Source organism: Cereibacter azotoformans (assembly GCF_021391315.1).
In the GTDB taxonomy this organism is placed as follows: domain Bacteria; phylum Pseudomonadota; class Alphaproteobacteria; order Rhodobacterales; family Rhodobacteraceae; genus Cereibacter_A; species Cereibacter_A azotoformans.
Window position 1 is genome coordinate 739558 of sequence record NZ_CP090022.1, and the last position, 14579, is coordinate 754136.

Genomic DNA, 14579 nt, shown 5'->3' on the forward strand with positions numbered 1-14579 from the left:
TGAAGGAGCAACCCAATGCGGGACTTTCTGAACAAGTCGCTCGCGGTCCTGATCTGGATCGCCACCGGCTTCAACGTCGCCCTGTCCTGCTATACCGGCGCGATGATCATCCGCTATTCGCCAAAGTACATTGTCGGCGACAGTGCGGTGATCCTCTACGGCTTCCTGATCATCCTGTTCGGGGTGACGCTGTCGCTGGTCTTCGCGGGCATCTGTTTCCAGATCATGGACATCCGCACCTTCACCAAGCATGTCGCGCTGAACCAGCGCCGGGTGTGACGGCGGGGTGACGGCGATGGCGAGCGAACTCCAGCCCGGCGACGTGATCCAGGACACCTACCGCGTCGAGGCGCGGTTGGGGCAGGGCGGCATGGGCACGACCTGGCGCGGGGTGAACCTGACGACGCAGGACGTGGTGGCGATCAAGGTGATGACGCCCGAGATCGCGCTGGTACCCAAGGCGGTCGAACTGTTCCGCCGCGAGGCGCAGCTCTTGCGCAAGGTCCAGAGCGACGCGGTGATCCGCTACGAGACCACGCTTCAGGACCGCGAGGGGCGGCTTTACCTGATCATGGAGTTCGTCGACGGCCAGCCGCTGTCGCATTACCTCGAGCGCGGGGCGCGGCTCGCGCCCGGGGACGTGCTGCGGCTGGGGCGGCGGATGGCGGGGGCGCTGGCGGCGATCCACGCGCTCGGCATCGTCCACCGCGACGTGGCGCCCGACAACATCATGCTGCCCGACGGCGACATCGGCCATTGCAAGCTGATCGACTTCGGTCTTGCCTCGAACACCTCGGGGACCGAGGCCTCGATCATCGGGTCGAGCTATGCCGGGAAGTACTCCTATTCCTCGCCCGAGCAGTTCGGGCTGCACGGGGCGCGGGTGGGGCCGGCCTCCGACATCTACTCGCTGGGCCTCGTGCTGATGAAGGTCTGCGGGCTGAAGGTGCCGGGCGAGGGAATGGGCATGGCCGCGGTCGAGGTGCGGCGGGAGAACGTGACGATCCCGCGCGACGCGGGCCTGCCCCCGGCGCTGGCGCGGCTGCTCGAAGCGATGCTGCGCACCCGGCCCGACGAACGCCCCGCCGATCTGCAGAAGCTGTTCGCCGAGGCGGCGCCAGTGCTGGAACGGGCGGCGCCGGCCCGCGCGCCGCGCCGACTGGGTCTGGCGCTTGCGGCCGGGGCGGGCGTTCTGGCCGCCGCGGGGGCGGGGATGTGGTTCGCTCTGCCCTATCTCGACGCGCCTGCCGGCAGCCGCGTGGCGAAGGACGCCCGTGAGGTGTTGGCCGCGCACGATCCGCTTGAGCAAATCGAACGCCGCTTTGCCGCGGGCGATGTCGAGACGGCCTTCGCAAGCCTGATGGCGCTGGCGAACGACCAGGCCTGCCCGCCCGAGACCCGGAGGGAAGCCTATCTCGCGCTCGGGCGGATGTACGATCCGGGCAGCTTCAACGCCAGCCGCAGCCCGTTCAAGGCGCCCAATGCCTCGGCTGCGCGGCGGAACTATCAGGCGGCTGCGGAGCTCGGCTCGGCCGAGGCGCGGCACGCCCTTGTCCTGCTGAGGGAATGACGATGCTGCGCCTGCTGGTTCTGGTTCTGAGCCTCGCCGCCACCGCCGTCTGGGCCGAGGATCGCCGCCCGCTGGTCATGGAGGGCAAGTCCGCCCTGCCGCAGCGCGTTCTGGTGCGCGAGGGGGGCGAGCGTCTGGAAACGCCCGGCGGCCGGTCGCTGGATGCGGTCGTGCCGCTGCAGCAGTTCTACGTCTATGCGCGGCAGGACGGCTGGGTCGAGGTCGGGCCGGGGCAGGACGGGCGCGATCTGGGCTGGCTGCCGGTGCAGGCGGTGGCCGACTGGAACCAGAACATCGTGGCCACGCTGGAGGTGACGGCGGGGCTGGAGCGCACGCTGTTCTTTTCCGATTTCGACGCCGCCTATGAGGTGGTCGAGGCCGAGGACCCGGGCCGCGACGCGGCGGCGCTGCGCGCCGAGGCCGAGGCGGCCGAGCAGAGCGGGGCGCCCTCCGACCGCATCGTCGCGCTCGGCCCGCGCGAGGCGATCGACCAGCGGCAGCGGCTGCACGTGCTGCCGATCCTCTCGGCCGAGGAGGCGCTGTTCGAAAGCGGCGCCTTCGTCAACCTGCTGAAGGTGGCGGTGGCGCGCACGCAGGCGCCGTCGGATGCCGCCCGACCCATCGGCCAGCCGATGCGCGCGGGCATCGTCTTCGTCGTCGATACCACGCATTCCATGGCGCCCTACATAAGCGCCACCCGCGACGCGCTGCGCGAGGTCTATGGCGAGGTGGCGGCGGCGGGCCTGACCGACCGGGTGTCTTTCGGGCTGGTCGGCTATCGCGACAGCCTGAAAGGCCAGCCTGCGCTGGATTACGCCGCGCGCACCTTCGTCACCCTCGAGGAGGGGCGGACGGCCGAGGGCTTCCTCGCCGGGATCGCGCAGATGACCGAGGCCACGGCCTCGAGCCGGAACTTCCGCGAGGACAGCTATACCGGGATCGACCATGCGGTGACCTCGCTCGACTGGTCGGGGTACGACGTGCGCTTCCTCGTGCTGGTCACCGATGCGGGGCCGCGCGAGTCGACGGACGACCTGAGCGGGACCGGCCTCAGCGGGCAGGCGCTGAACCGGCTGGTGCATGAGGACCTCGGCGGCTACATCGCCGTGATGCACCTGCTGACGCCGAAGGGCGGCGAGGTGGGCGACCATGACCGGGCGCAGCGGCTCTACAGCGAGCTGACGAGCTTTCCCAACCTTCCGCCGCTCTACTTCCCGGTGACCGAGGGGCAGGCCTCGGCCTATGAGGCAGCGGCGCGCCGGCTCGGGCAGGTGGTGGTGAGCCAGATGTCCGCGGGGGCCGCGCCGCCGGCCGAAGGCGGCGAGATCGCCGAGGCGATGGGGCAGGCGATGCAGACGCTGCATCTGGCCTGGCTGGGCCGGCAGGAGGGGGCCGAGGCGCCGGACGTCTTCGAGGCGGTGATCGCCGACCGCGATTTCGCGCAGCCCGCGCTGCGGCCGGTCTCGATCCGGCTCCTGCTGTCGAAGGCGCAGCTGTCGGATCTGGCCGAGGCGCTGAGCATCATCGTCGAGAAGGCCGAGACGAACGTGCTCGATCCCGACCGTTTCTTCGAGCAGGTGCTGGGCGCCGCCGCCGACATGAGCCGCCGCCCCGAGCGGGTGTCGCGGCGGCAGGACGAGACCCTCGCCGGCGCGGTCGCGGTTTCGGAACTGCTCGAGGGTCTTCCCTACCGCTCGCGGATCATGACAATCACCTCCGACGACTGGGTGCGGATGTCGATCTCGGAGCAGCAGGCCCTGGTGAACGATCTCTACGACAAGCTGGAGCGTTACCGGCGTTACAATGCCTCCTCCGATCTCTGGGTGAACTACCTGGGCGAGCCGGGCGCGGAGGGGCTGCTCTATCCTATGCTGCTGGACGATCTGCCCTAGAGCCATGATCGCGGTGTGACCTGACCGGATCGGTGGCCTCTCCCGCGGCGTTCTCCTTCGAGGGTTGCGCCAGACGGGCTGGTGCCGAGCCTCGAGAACGGGGGAGAGACCGCATGCAGGACAGCACGTTCATCGGGCTGGATGTCCACAAGGCGACGATCTCGGTGGCTGTTGCGCAAGGAGAACGCGGGGGCGAGGTCCGGCACTGGGGCACGATCCCGAACCGGCCCGATCACGTCCGAAGGCCTGCCGAGAAGCTGGGCTGCGACGGACGGCGGCTCCAACGAGGCGGGGCCTTGCGGCCATGGCCTCCATCGCCAGCTGACCGAACTCGGGCATGACTGCATGGTCGTCGCGCCCTCGCTCATTCCGGTGAAGGCGGGCGACCGGGTGAAGACCGACCGGCGCGACGCGACCATGCTGGCGAAGCTGCATCGGGCGGGCGAGTTGACGGCCGTTTGGGGTGAGGGGCGTCCCGGAATTGATCCCGTGGATCAATTCAGCCCCGAACGGGCGGAGCCCCGACGCGGCGCACGAGGCGATGCGCGATCTGGTCCGGACACGTGCGACGGCGGTGCGGGTCGCAGGCAAGGCGCGCCAGCACTTGCAGGGCTTCCTCCTGCGGCACGGCCGGATCTATCCCGGGAAGAAGGGCTGGACGAAGGCCTATCGCCGCTGGCTGACGACGGTGCGGTTCGCGCACCCGGCGCAGCAGGTTGTGCTGCAGGATCATATCCATGCCGTGACCGATGCCGAGGCCCGCATCGAGCGGCTCACCAGGCAGATCGCCGACCTGATGCCGGGCTGGAGCCTGGCGCCGGTGGTCGAGGCCGTGCAGGCGATGAGGGGGTTCGGCATGGGCCTCGGACCGGTGGCGGCACCATGCCGAACCCTTCATCGTGGCGGTGACGGTGATGGCCGAGGTCGGCGCCCGTGCGGGTCTGACGCGCAGGACGGAGAAAGGACACTTCGACCCTTCCGATGCGCAGGGTTGGGGGCGGAACGCGGTGACCATGTCGAGCGCGGCCTTCCGCTTGGCGTGCCCGTCCGCCTGCGTGACCTCGGTCTGCACGACGAAACCGTGAGGGTTTCCATCGGGCTTGCGTCGGGAAAACGGTCCACTGGACGGTCTCCTTATCCTCCTCCCATGAAACACAGGACCGCGCCAGCGCCGGGGAATTCTTGTAGAAACGCGCCTCCTGACCGGTGAATGGGGCGTGGGTGGCGTTCGAACGCATCTGGCCCCGGAAGTCGACGTCCTTGTTTGCGGGTTCAGGGTTTCGGCGGGGTCATCGGGCGATCTCGGGCTTTGTTTCGGTGGATCCGGTTTCAGAGGTGGGAGGACGGGCTGGCGGATCGTCAGGCCCACCACCGGGCCCTGCCGCTTCCTGTTTCGCTTTCGGCTGCAAGCTCTTCATCGACGCGTTCGCCATGGTGCTCGAACCCGAGGCGCACCATGGCTCACCCTTGATGAGCGTGCCATCCACCGAAAAATTCTCGTCCGATAGGAGCGGCGCGATCTCGCGATGGGCGAGCCTGCGGACGATCCCGACTTCACATGGGTCCTGGGCACAGCCAGGCTCAGGGCCTGCCGGCACGGCGAGGTCGTCGTCCATCAGGGTCAGGCCGAAGCGCCGGAGGCCCCCCGCCCAGAAGGCGAAGAGCCAGCGCTTGCCGCCGAGGGCGGCTCCCCCGCAGTGCCCGCTCGGAGCAGTTGTTCGACCGGCAGACCGGGACGCCGTCAGGAACCGGGTGAAGCCCCGCCAGTGATCGCGCGAGAGCCGGTAGTCGATCGCGGGGGCCAACTCGGCGTGCTTTGACAGGAGCGCACCTCGGCGCCTGCGTTCGAGGTCATCGACCTGCGGAGCCGACCGCGGTGGAAGTGATGGGACCATTCGCGGCAAGGCAAACCTGTGTCCTGGTGAGCGTGCGACCGCTTGGCCGGCTGGGAATTGCCATGGTTCTCCCCCGGCACAGGGGATCAGTCCGGTCGTCTCGGTCCATTCATGCGCTTGGCGGCAATCCGAGGATGGCGCGCGCCTGCTGCCAGCTTGCAACGGGGCGTTCGTGCGTCTCGCAAAGCTCCACCACACGGCGGACCAGAGCCGCGTTGGACGGCGCAAGCCGGTCCTTGTCGAGGCGCACGTTGTCCTCGAGCCCGGTGCGGGCATGACCGCCCGCAGCGACCGCCCATTCGTTGAGGACGATCTGGTTGGACCCGATGCCGGCCGCACACCACGGCGCGTCCGGCCCGAACAGTCGGTGGACCGTGTGGATGTAGAAATCGAAGACCTCGCGGTCGACCGGCATCGCGTTCTTCACTCCCATCACGAACTGCACGTAGGGCGTCGCACGGATCCGGCCGTCGCGATGCATCCGCTCTGCCTGGAAGATGTGGCTGAGGTCGAAGGCCTCGATCTCGGGCTTCACGTCGTACCGGATCATCTCGGCGGCCAGCCAGTCGACCTGATCGGGCGGGTTCTCGTAGACGCGGGAGGGGAAATTGTTCGACCCGACCGAGAGCGACGCCATGTCGGGGGCAAGAGGCAGCATGGCGCCCCGCTCCCGCCCCGCGCCGGATCGCCCGCCGGTGGAAAGCTGCACGATCATGCCGGGGCAGTGCCGCTCGATCCCTTCCTTCAGCCGCGCGAACCGCTCGGGACGCTGGTGGCCCTGCCCTCGTCGTCGCGCACGTGGCAATGGGCGATGGAGGCGCCCGCCTCGAAGGCTTCCTGCGTCGACTCGATCTGCTCGGAGATCGTGACGGGAACGGCCGGGTTGTTGGCCTCGCAGATGATGAAGGGTGTCATGTCGTCCTCCCGGAATTGGTGCTTTGAAGGGCGGGCCGCGTACGCCCGTGCGATGAAGGCCCGGCGGCCCTGAGGAAATCCCGCAGCACGGCGTTGAACGTGTCTGCGGATTCGAGGTTCACGATGTGCCGCCCCGGCAGCGCGACATGGCGCCCGTGCTGAACGGCACGCGCGATCGCTTCGAGGTCGGCGGGCGGACAGGCCCGACGGGCGGAGGAACAGCAGCCGAAGGGCGTTCATCGTGACCAGCACGGTGGCGCCGGTGTCCGCGAGGACGGCGATCCAGAGACCGGTGATGCCGAGCACCGTCGTCACGAGGAAGACCGCCTTCAGCCCCAGCGCGATGGCGATGTTCTGGCGGATGTTCCTCATGGTCGCGCGGGCAAGGCGGATGGTGGCCGCAGCGTCCGTCACACGGTTGCGCAGGATCGCGGCGTCGGCGGTCTCCAGCGCCACGTCCGTGCCCGAGCCCATTGCGACGCCGACATGCGCAGCGGCCAGCGCGGGCGCGTCGTTGATGCCGTCGCCGATCATCATCACGCGCGTGCCCCTCGCGAGGTCGCGGATCGCCGCGACCTTGTCTTCGGGCATCAGCTCGGAGCGACACGCCATCCCGAGCCCGTCCGCGATGGCCTGAGCCGTTCGCGGATTGTCCCCTGTCAGCATGACCGGCGAAATGCCAAGGGCGCGCAGTTGTGCGACCGCCTCGGCTGCATCGTCCCGCGGTTCATCCCGCAGGGCAATCAGGCCCAAGGCCACGTTCTCGCGCAGCACGAGGACCACCGTCTTGCCCTCGGCCTCCAGAGCCGCCACGCGGACCCCGAGGTCGCCCGTGAGGGCGCTGCGCTCCTTGGCCAGCCGCGGAGAGCCGACGCAGACGGACACTCCGTCGATCACCGCCTCCGCGCCCTTGCCGGGCAGCGCACGGCCGCCGGTGACGGCAGCGGCGCCGATGCCCCGCCGGGCGGCCTCCGCGCAGATCGCCTGGCCGAGCGGATGGCTCGCACCGCTCTCGACGCCCGCGGCGAGCGCCAGCAGCTCGTCGTCGCGCCCCGCCAGCGCGGAAAGGTCGGTCACGCAGGGCCGGCCATTGGTGAGTGTCCCGGTCTTATCGAAGGCCACGCGGGTGACCCGGGCCGCTTCCTCGATCACCGCGCCGCCCTTCATCAGGAGGCCGTTGCGAGCGCCCGTGGATAGCGCCGAGGTGATCGACGCCGGAACCGAGATCACCAGCGCGCAAGGGCAGCCGATCAACAGAAGCGCCAGCGCCCGGTAGATCCATTCGCCCCATGCCATCCCGAAGAGCAGCGGTGGAACCACCGCCACCAGCGCCGCGGCGCCGACGACCGCGGGCATGTAGACACGGCTGAAGCGGTCGATGAGGCGCTCGGTCGGCGCGCGGGCGCTCTCGGCCTCTTCCACCAGCCGCACGATCCGGGCGATGGTGTTGTCCCCGCCCTCCCGGATGACCTGCACCCGCAGCAGCGCCTCGGCGTTGATCGATCCGGCGAAGACCCTGTCGCCCGGCTCCTTGAGGCCGGGAACGCTCTCGCCGGTCACCGGGCTTTCGTCGACGCTCGAGGTGCCCTCGATCACTTCGCCGTCGCAGGGCACGCGGTCGCCGGGGCGAACCTGCACGACCTGGCCCACCTGAAGCCTGTCGGCCGGGACTTCTCGTGTCTGTTGGCCCACCTCGAGGCGCGCGGTCTTTGGCACGAGCCTTGACAGGGCGCGTATGCTGTCGCGTGCCTTTCCGGCCGAGACGCCTTCCAGCAGCTCACCGACCGCGAAGAGAAAGACGACCAGCGCGGCCTCTTCCGGCTCGCCGATGACCAGCGCACCGCCGGCGGCGATCGTCATCAGCATCTCGATGGTGAACGGCATCCGCGCCCGCGCCATCGCGACGGCGCGCTGCGCGACAGGCAGGAGCCCGATCAGGGTGGCGAGAACGAAGCCCCACTGCGCAATTTCGGCCGGAAGGATGAGGCGGGAGGCCCAGGCCGCCGCGAGCAATGCGCCCGTGCCGATGACCAGGCGACCCCTGGAGGTCTGATGCCACGCCGGCGTCAATGCGTCCTCGGGCGGTGGCGCGTCTTCCGCCTCCGGAGCCGCCATGGTCTCGGTAGTGGGGAGCAGATCTTCGGGAAGGACGAAGCGGCGCGGGCGCCCCTCCGGCTTCGCGCCCTTGGGCGCAATTCCGAAGCCGACGCCGCGCACCGCCTTCTCGACGGCCTCGGGCGAGGTCTGCCCCTCGTCCAGCGTCAAGCGCAGGCGTTCGGCCATCGGCGCGACATCGACATTCGCGACGCCTGGCAGCCGCTCGACCGCGCCGCGCACCTTTGCCGCGCAGGCGCCGCAGTCCATGCCCGTTACCCGCCATTCGCGTTGTTCCGTCGCCCCGTCCGACATGAGGTGCTCCATTTTGATTCTCGGTCGGACTTCGATATACGATCTCCAGTAACTGTAGGTTCAAGCCCGCCGCGAGGTTCCGCATCGCCGGCTCGGATCGGCACACGAGCCCCCGACCGGAGGAGATGACGCTTGCTGTCCATAGGCACCCTTGCCAGGCGGACCCGCACGAAGGTGCAGACGATCCGTTATTATGAGCAGATCGGCCTGATGCCGGAGCCCGGTCGGACGGCAGGCGGTCAGCGCCGCTACGGAGATGCCGAACTCGGCCGCCTCGCGTTCATCCGCCACGCGCGCGAGCTCGGCTTCTCCCTGGGGGCCATCCGGGAACTTCTGCAACTTTCTGACACCCCGGAGCGGTCCTGCGCCGAAGTCGATGCGGTGGCCCAGAGACAGCTTCGCGAGGTCGAGGCGCGCATCGATCGGCTCCAGGCCTTGCGGGTGGAACTGCAACGGATGATCAGCGAATGCAGCGCCGACCGGGTCGCCCATTGCCGCATCCTCGAGGTGCTGCGCGACCACGACGAGTGCCTTGCCGATCACGACGGACTGCGCGTCTGATGCCGGCTGTGATTGTCTATCCTCTCGCCGCATTGGCCGAAATCGCCGGCTGCTTCGCCCTCTGGGCCTGGTGGCGCGGCGCATCGGCCTGTTGGCTGGTGCCGGGGCTGGTGAGCCTCGCGCTGTTCGGCTGGCTTCTGGCGCAGGTGGACGCCGGCTTTGCCGGTCGTGCCTTCGCCGCCTATGGCGGCGTCTACATCGCCGCCTCTCTGTTCTGGATGTGGGGCGCCGAGGGGCAGCGGCCGGATCTCTGGGATCTTGCCGGCGCCGGGCTGTGTCTGATCGGTGCCACCGTGATCCTGGCCGCCCCGCGCCCCGGATAATCCCGCGCCAGCTGCCGCAGCGCCTTCCAGAAAGCCCCGCACCCGATCATGTGGAGGCTCAGAGAATCCTCCCGCCGAGGGGCATCCCGACATGCATGTCGAATGGCAGGCGGGATCAGCCATTTGTCACCATGACCCAGTCCTTCCGGGCAGGGTGTGATGCAGGAATCACGTGAATAGATGTGCAAAATTGCTGATTTGTCCGTAAGCGGTATAACAGGTTGAAACGCAATTCGCCGGCTTGGACATGGGTATTAATCCCACCTCTTTCGGTCGTTCGTCAAAATATGAAGGGATTCTCCCAAGTTATTGCGGACAAAGTATTTTACTGGAATGGCCACTTTCGTGGCTTCCCTTTCCGTTCGCTGAAAATTGAGGCGTGACGGTATTTTCAATTTCTGCGTGAACTGGGTATCGCGGTTTGGTCATGTTGACACAGTGGATCGCAAGGTTATCTTGAGATTGGCCGATTTGAGATTCGCCTTTTGGTATCCTATGCGAAATGAACGAATGCTCTGTGGTAATGAAAGTCTGGCATCATGATGAAAGCGCGGACCGACGCGGCTGTCTTGTCTGTGAGCAAGGCACCCGACGCATCTGATGTTCCGGAACGCGGTGCATTCATGGGGGCCACCAAAGTTGCCCCGAACATTCCTCTCGGCACATTTCAGGAAAAAACGCGCGATATTGCGCTGTTGCAAAACGAGTTGACCGGATCCGACATCGTATCCCCCCGGACACGGCGTCGGCTGCCGAAGCAGATCGGTTTCAAGCCAGGATATCCCTTGGCATACCGCGCTTATAATGTCGTCGCAGCCCTTCTTATTCTCACGGGGGCGCTGCCGTTCCTGCTCGTCATTTCGCTCGCCCTCCTTGCAACGCAGGGGCGCGAGATATTCTATGGCGGGCCGCGTCTTGGCAAGGACCTCAAGATCTTCCGGATTTACAAGTTTCGTACGTTGAACACCGCCGCGGCGGCCCGGATCACCGGAGACCGGACACTGCCCAGCAACTCGGGCCTGGAAACTCCCTTGGGGAAATTCCTGCGGGATACGCGGCTGGATGAGTTGCCGCAGATCCTGAACGTTTTGCGTGGCGACATGAATCTTTGTGGTCCGCGCCCGGTGCGTCCTGAAATCGCCGCGATAGAACGCGCGCGTATTCCCGGCTATGATATGCGCTTCACGGTGAAGCCGGGTCTCGTGGGACCGGCGCAGGCGCTGATGAGCCACGGAACTTCGAAGAGGATACGTGCGCTGTTCAACAACACCGCCTGCCGCCGCCCGGTGTCCATGAAGGCCGAACTCACGCTTCTCTCTGCGATCGGTTTCGCCGTGCTCCGGCGCAGCGCCGCCGAGCTTTACGTCAAGATCCGTCACAAGGTTTGGCAGGGCTGGTCGAGTGTCCGGTCGTTCATCAACCGGATCGTCCGGACCTTCGCCGGGCCGAACAGCCACGATTCGGTCTGGGTGGCGCTTCCCTGTGTTCCCTCACTGCAGAAGGTCGAGCTTCATCCGGGGCAGATCCTGGAGATCCCGTCCCTCGCAGGGCAGTCCGCCATGATCGAGGGTCCGACAGGTGTTCCGGTGACGCTGGTCGTGGCATTGCCGGGCGGGGGCACGCGGCGCGCGCGCGTCACGTTGAAACCTGCCGGAACGCCGGGCCGCTATGCCTATGCCGCGACCACGGCGGCATCGGGCTACATCATCGAACGTTACCTGCTGGGCCTCACGGTGTTGGGGCCGACGCGTCGCCGCCAGGTCGCAAGCCCGCACAACGTCCGGTTCGGCTAAAGGATCGGCGTTCGTGCAGGCCAGCAACACCTCGATGAACGCCCCTGCCGGTGCTGCTGCGCCGGGAAAGTCCAGGATGCGCGTCTCGTCGCTTCTGTCGGCGATGATGCACTTTGGCGGCCAACTGGTCGGGATCCTTCTGGCGCTGCTGGTGTCCCATCTGATCGCGCGCCGGCTGGGTATCGGGTCGGAAGCCGATGCCTTCTTCTTCGGTCGCCGGATTGCCACCAGCGTAATCGAGACACTCAGCCAGGTGATGGCGGTCTTCTACATACCGTTGGTTGCCGCACATGCCATCGGCTCGGGGCGCGGCTTCCTGAAGGCCACGCTGCGGCATGCCGGGATCGCCGCCGTCGCAGGTGCCGGTCTCAGCCTGCTGATCGGCTTCGGAGCCGGTGCGGCGACCGGCCTTCTCGCCCCCGGCTTCGAGGCGGACGCGGCCGTGCTGGCACGGCAGACCCTGACCATCTTTGCGGCCGTCCTGCCGGCGACGATGGCCTGCATCGTCTTTGCCGCGGCGCTGAACGTGGCGGGGCATTTCGGAATGCCCTCGATGATCCGGCAACTGCCGCGCGCCGCGATCGCGGTGACGATCGCGGTGGCGAGCACCAGCCTCGTGCTGACGGCCGCCAGTGCCTTTGCGGTCGCATGGTTCGTGGTGGCGGCGATCATGTTCGTTCAGGTCCTGCGCATGACCCGCGGATGGCAGCCCGAGGCGGGGATCGTTGCGCATCCGGCACGTCCCCTGGCCTTCGGGATCGCGGCGGTTCTGCTCGTGGTGGCGGCTCTGGCGAGCACTTGGCTCGAGACCGCCTTTGCGGCGGGCGTCGGCCCGGGTGGCATCACGCGACTCGAGATGACGCAGCGGCTCGGCACACTGCTCGGCAATGCGCTCGCGACCGCGCTCTCGCTCGTGGTCTTCACCGCATGGTCGAAGCGCACGGCGGCCGGAGGCGAGATCCTGGCCTCCGATCTCTGGCGGAGCGTCTTCATCGGGATGGCGGTGCTGCTGCCGCTGCAGGTGTACCTCGCACTGCATAGCCAGACGCTGGTCTCGTTCCTGCTGGGACATGGGCGTTTCGGCGCCGAGGACGTGCGGGAGGTCGCCGAAAGCCTTCGGTGGATGACGCTGGCCCCCCTGAGCGCCTTCGTTCTGCGCATGGTGCTGGTGCGCATCCTCGTGGACCGGACGCTGTCGGTCGTCCGGCTGCTCGCCATCAGCGTGACGGTCGATACGGGGGTGAAGTTCCTGCTGTTCGCCTGGCTGACCCCGGAGTTCGGTGTGAACGGGATCGTCCTGGGGCAGGCGGTGTCGCCGCTGGTCACGCTCGCCTTGCTGGCGGGTCTTCTCCGGCGCCGCAGGGTGCTCGCCGGCCCGGTGCGGCTGGGACGCGAATCCGGCCTGGCCGTGGCGGCGATTGCCGCGGTCGCCGGTATCGTCCTCGGATCGCTGTCAATGGGTGCCGGCTCAGTCATCTTCGGCCTGGCTCCCTCCGCAGGCGCGGATCTTGCGACGCTCGCGGTGTCCGGCGGGCTGGGGATCGGACTGTTTTTCCTTTCGAAAAGGGTGCTTCGTGTCTCCATTGCGCTCGACTGACGCTCCGGCACCCCTCCGTTCGTATCGTCGGAACAACCTTTCGTATCAAGGCGAGAAGTTGCCGGTTCCACCGCACCGTCGGCGGAATGCAGACCATCTACGTCGAACGGACAAAGTTCACCGATTTGCAACGCCAACCGTCCACATTATGCCCGCCCGCGCACTAATGTGGAAAGGTAGCCAATTGGCGTACACTAGAATTGTAGAGAACCTTGTTCTCACTTCGACCCTGCGACTCGAGGGGCCGGAGTGGGACAATACGCTCGTCCGCAACGTCACGATCAAGGACGTCAAGGGCGACGGCCTGATGCTGCGCAATGTCAGCAACGTGCGGATCGAGAACGTCACGATCGAGAATGTCAGCGGCACCGGGATCAAGCTGAGCAAGACCGGCTCGACCCGGAACGTCGAGATCGTGGACAGCACGATCAACGGCACCGGCCGCGACGGCATCAACTCGGGCGAAGCGACGGGTGTCGATCATGTCGGCCTGAAGATCATCGGCAACACGATCTCGAACACGGGGCTGGACGGCGGTTCGAGCGGGCTCCTGCACGGCATCTACCTGCAGAGCTCGGAGTTCCTGGTCGAGGACAACATCCTCATCAACAGTCACGACGGCAACGCCATCTCGGTGCGCAGCTCCGGCATCGTGCGCGGCAACCACATCGACGGCGCCTACAAGAGCGGCATCGCCTATTACGCCGACCATCCCGCTGGCGCGAGCAACAAGCTGGTGATCGAGGAGAACGTGGTCGTCGATGCCGGCAAGGGGGGCGCGCGCGGGGACATCAACCTGCTGAACCTGCCCGGCGGCAGCGATCCGGTGGACACGATCATCGTGCGCAACAACACGCTGTCGGGTGAGAAGGGCGTCGTCATCGACGCGGACTATGCCGCGAAGAAAATCGCGACCACGTCCACGGGCAACGTGACCGTCAGCGAGGCCGAGGCGCGCCGCATCATGGATCAGGACGATCAGGGACCGGCCGGGGCCTCTCCGCCGGAAACCGTCCGGCCCTCCGAGCCGAGCCAACCCGACGTGCCGAACCAGCCTGACGACGTGCAGGAGGGTCGCGTAGGCCTGTCGCTCTCCGGCGTGGGCACGCGCACCAAGGTCGAGATGACCCGCGACGACGTTCTTGCCGAGACCATGTCGGCGGCGAGACAGAAGATCGCTGCGGCAAACCTCGATGAGATCGACGTCCGGATCACCGCAACCAAGAACGGGGCGGCCGCCTCGCTCGGCATCGACAGCGGTCGTCTCGGCGTCGCGAGTGCGGGTGAGACGTCTGCCGATGCCAGCCAGATCCTCGGCAGCGAGTCGATGGTCTTCGACTTTTCGAAGCAGCCTGGCGAAGTGGTCGATGTTACGATCGACCTCCTCCTGCAGGGAACGGCAGTGCTGACAGGCTATCGGGATGGCGTGGCGATCGGAACGCAGACCGTCAGGGGCACAAGCGTATCGTTCAGCGACGACGAGGGCTTCGACAGGCTGGTCCTGTCGGCGGGAACGTCCAAGACGGGCATTTCGGTCACCGGCTTCGAAGCCGAGTATAGATATGATGACAGCTATCTGATCTGATCCCGTCAGGACACAGGCGGGGGCGACCACCAGGCCGCG

8 protein-coding genes and 3 pseudogenes are annotated in these 14579 nt (G+C 67.2%); 8 read left to right on the forward strand and 3 right to left on the reverse strand.

Annotation, left to right across the window (positions count from 1 at the left end):
* The first annotated feature begins 15 nt into the window (after positions 1–15).
* The 3 genes from LV780_RS18655 to LV780_RS18665 are packed head-to-tail and all read left to right on the forward strand — an operon-like array spanning position 16 to position 3462.
* Positions 16–279 carry a hypothetical protein gene (locus LV780_RS18655; RefSeq protein WP_011910354.1) on the forward strand — a complete coding sequence of 88 codons (264 nt, stop codon included), beginning with the start codon at positions 16–18 and terminating at the stop codon, positions 277–279.
* 16 nt (positions 280–295) lie between these two features.
* Positions 296–1570, forward strand: a complete 1275-nt coding sequence (locus LV780_RS18660) for a serine/threonine-protein kinase (protein WP_108222539.1) — start codon at positions 296–298, stop codon at positions 1568–1570.
* A gap of 2 nt (positions 1571–1572) precedes the next feature.
* Positions 1573–3462, forward strand: a complete 1890-nt coding sequence (locus tag LV780_RS18665) for a vWA domain-containing protein (protein WP_233864069.1) — start codon at positions 1573–1575, stop codon at positions 3460–3462.
* 994 nt (positions 3463–4456) lie between these two features.
* Here the strand turns inward: LV780_RS18665 and LV780_RS18670 are convergent.
* From LV780_RS18670 to LV780_RS18680, 3 pseudogenes are all read right to left on the reverse strand, one after another.
* Positions 4457–4997, reverse strand: a pseudogene (locus LV780_RS18670) (hypothetical protein); the annotation flags it as partial.
* 469 nt (positions 4998–5466) lie between these two features.
* Positions 5467–6272 (reverse strand): annotated as a pseudogene (locus tag LV780_RS18675) (3-keto-5-aminohexanoate cleavage protein).
* Positions 6273–6479: 207 nt separating this feature from the next.
* Positions 6480–8681, reverse strand: a pseudogene (locus LV780_RS18680) (heavy metal translocating P-type ATPase); the annotation flags it as partial.
* Between the two features lie 132 nt (positions 8682–8813).
* On the opposite strand from LV780_RS18680, the gene LV780_RS18685 reads away from it, so the two are divergent.
* The 5 genes from LV780_RS18685 (at position 8814) to LV780_RS18705 (ending at position 14540) form a co-directional block, all read left to right on the forward strand.
* Positions 8814–9242: a MerR family transcriptional regulator gene (locus LV780_RS18685; RefSeq protein ID WP_108222654.1), complete on the forward strand. Its 429-nt coding sequence runs from the start codon at positions 8814–8816 to the stop codon at positions 9240–9242.
* Positions 9242–9565 carry a YnfA family protein gene (locus LV780_RS18690; protein ID WP_108222655.1) on the forward strand — a complete coding sequence of 108 codons (324 nt, stop codon included), beginning with the start codon at positions 9242–9244 and terminating at the stop codon, positions 9563–9565. The genes LV780_RS18685 and LV780_RS18690 overlap by 1 nt, the downstream gene beginning before the upstream one ends.
* Before the next feature lie 539 nt (positions 9566–10104).
* A complete protein-coding gene (locus tag LV780_RS18695; protein ID WP_280523351.1) occupies positions 10105–11358 on the forward strand; it encodes a sugar transferase in 1254 nt (417 codons plus the stop codon).
* Between the two features lie 13 nt (positions 11359–11371).
* Positions 11372–12955, forward strand: coding sequence for a lipid II flippase MurJ (locus LV780_RS18700; protein WP_233864073.1), 1584 nt, complete (start codon positions 11372–11374; stop codon positions 12953–12955).
* A 184-nt stretch (positions 12956–13139) separates the two neighbouring features.
* On the forward strand, positions 13140–14540 hold the full coding sequence (locus tag LV780_RS18705; RefSeq protein WP_233864078.1) for a right-handed parallel beta-helix repeat-containing protein: 1401 nt from the start codon (positions 13140–13142) through the stop codon (positions 14538–14540).
* The last annotated feature ends 39 nt before the right edge of the window (positions 14541–14579 follow it).

Excerpts from the sequence above, each read along its gene's own strand:
- LV780_RS18655 (WP_011910354.1), top strand. The coding sequence starts at position 16 with ATGCGGGACTTTCTGAACAAGTCGCTCGCGGTCCTGATCTGGATCGCC.
- LV780_RS18695 (WP_280523351.1), top strand. The coding sequence starts at position 10,105 with ATGATGAAAGCGCGGACCGACGCGGCTGTCTTGTCTGTGAGCAAGGCA.
- LV780_RS18690 (WP_108222655.1), top strand. The coding sequence starts at position 9,242 with ATGCCGGCTGTGATTGTCTATCCTCTCGCCGCATTGGCCGAAATCGCC.
- LV780_RS18665 (WP_233864069.1), top strand. The coding sequence starts at position 1,573 with ATGCTGCGCCTGCTGGTTCTGGTTCTGAGCCTCGCCGCCACCGCCGTC.
- LV780_RS18660 (WP_108222539.1), top strand. The coding sequence starts at position 296 with ATGGCGAGCGAACTCCAGCCCGGCGACGTGATCCAGGACACCTACCGC.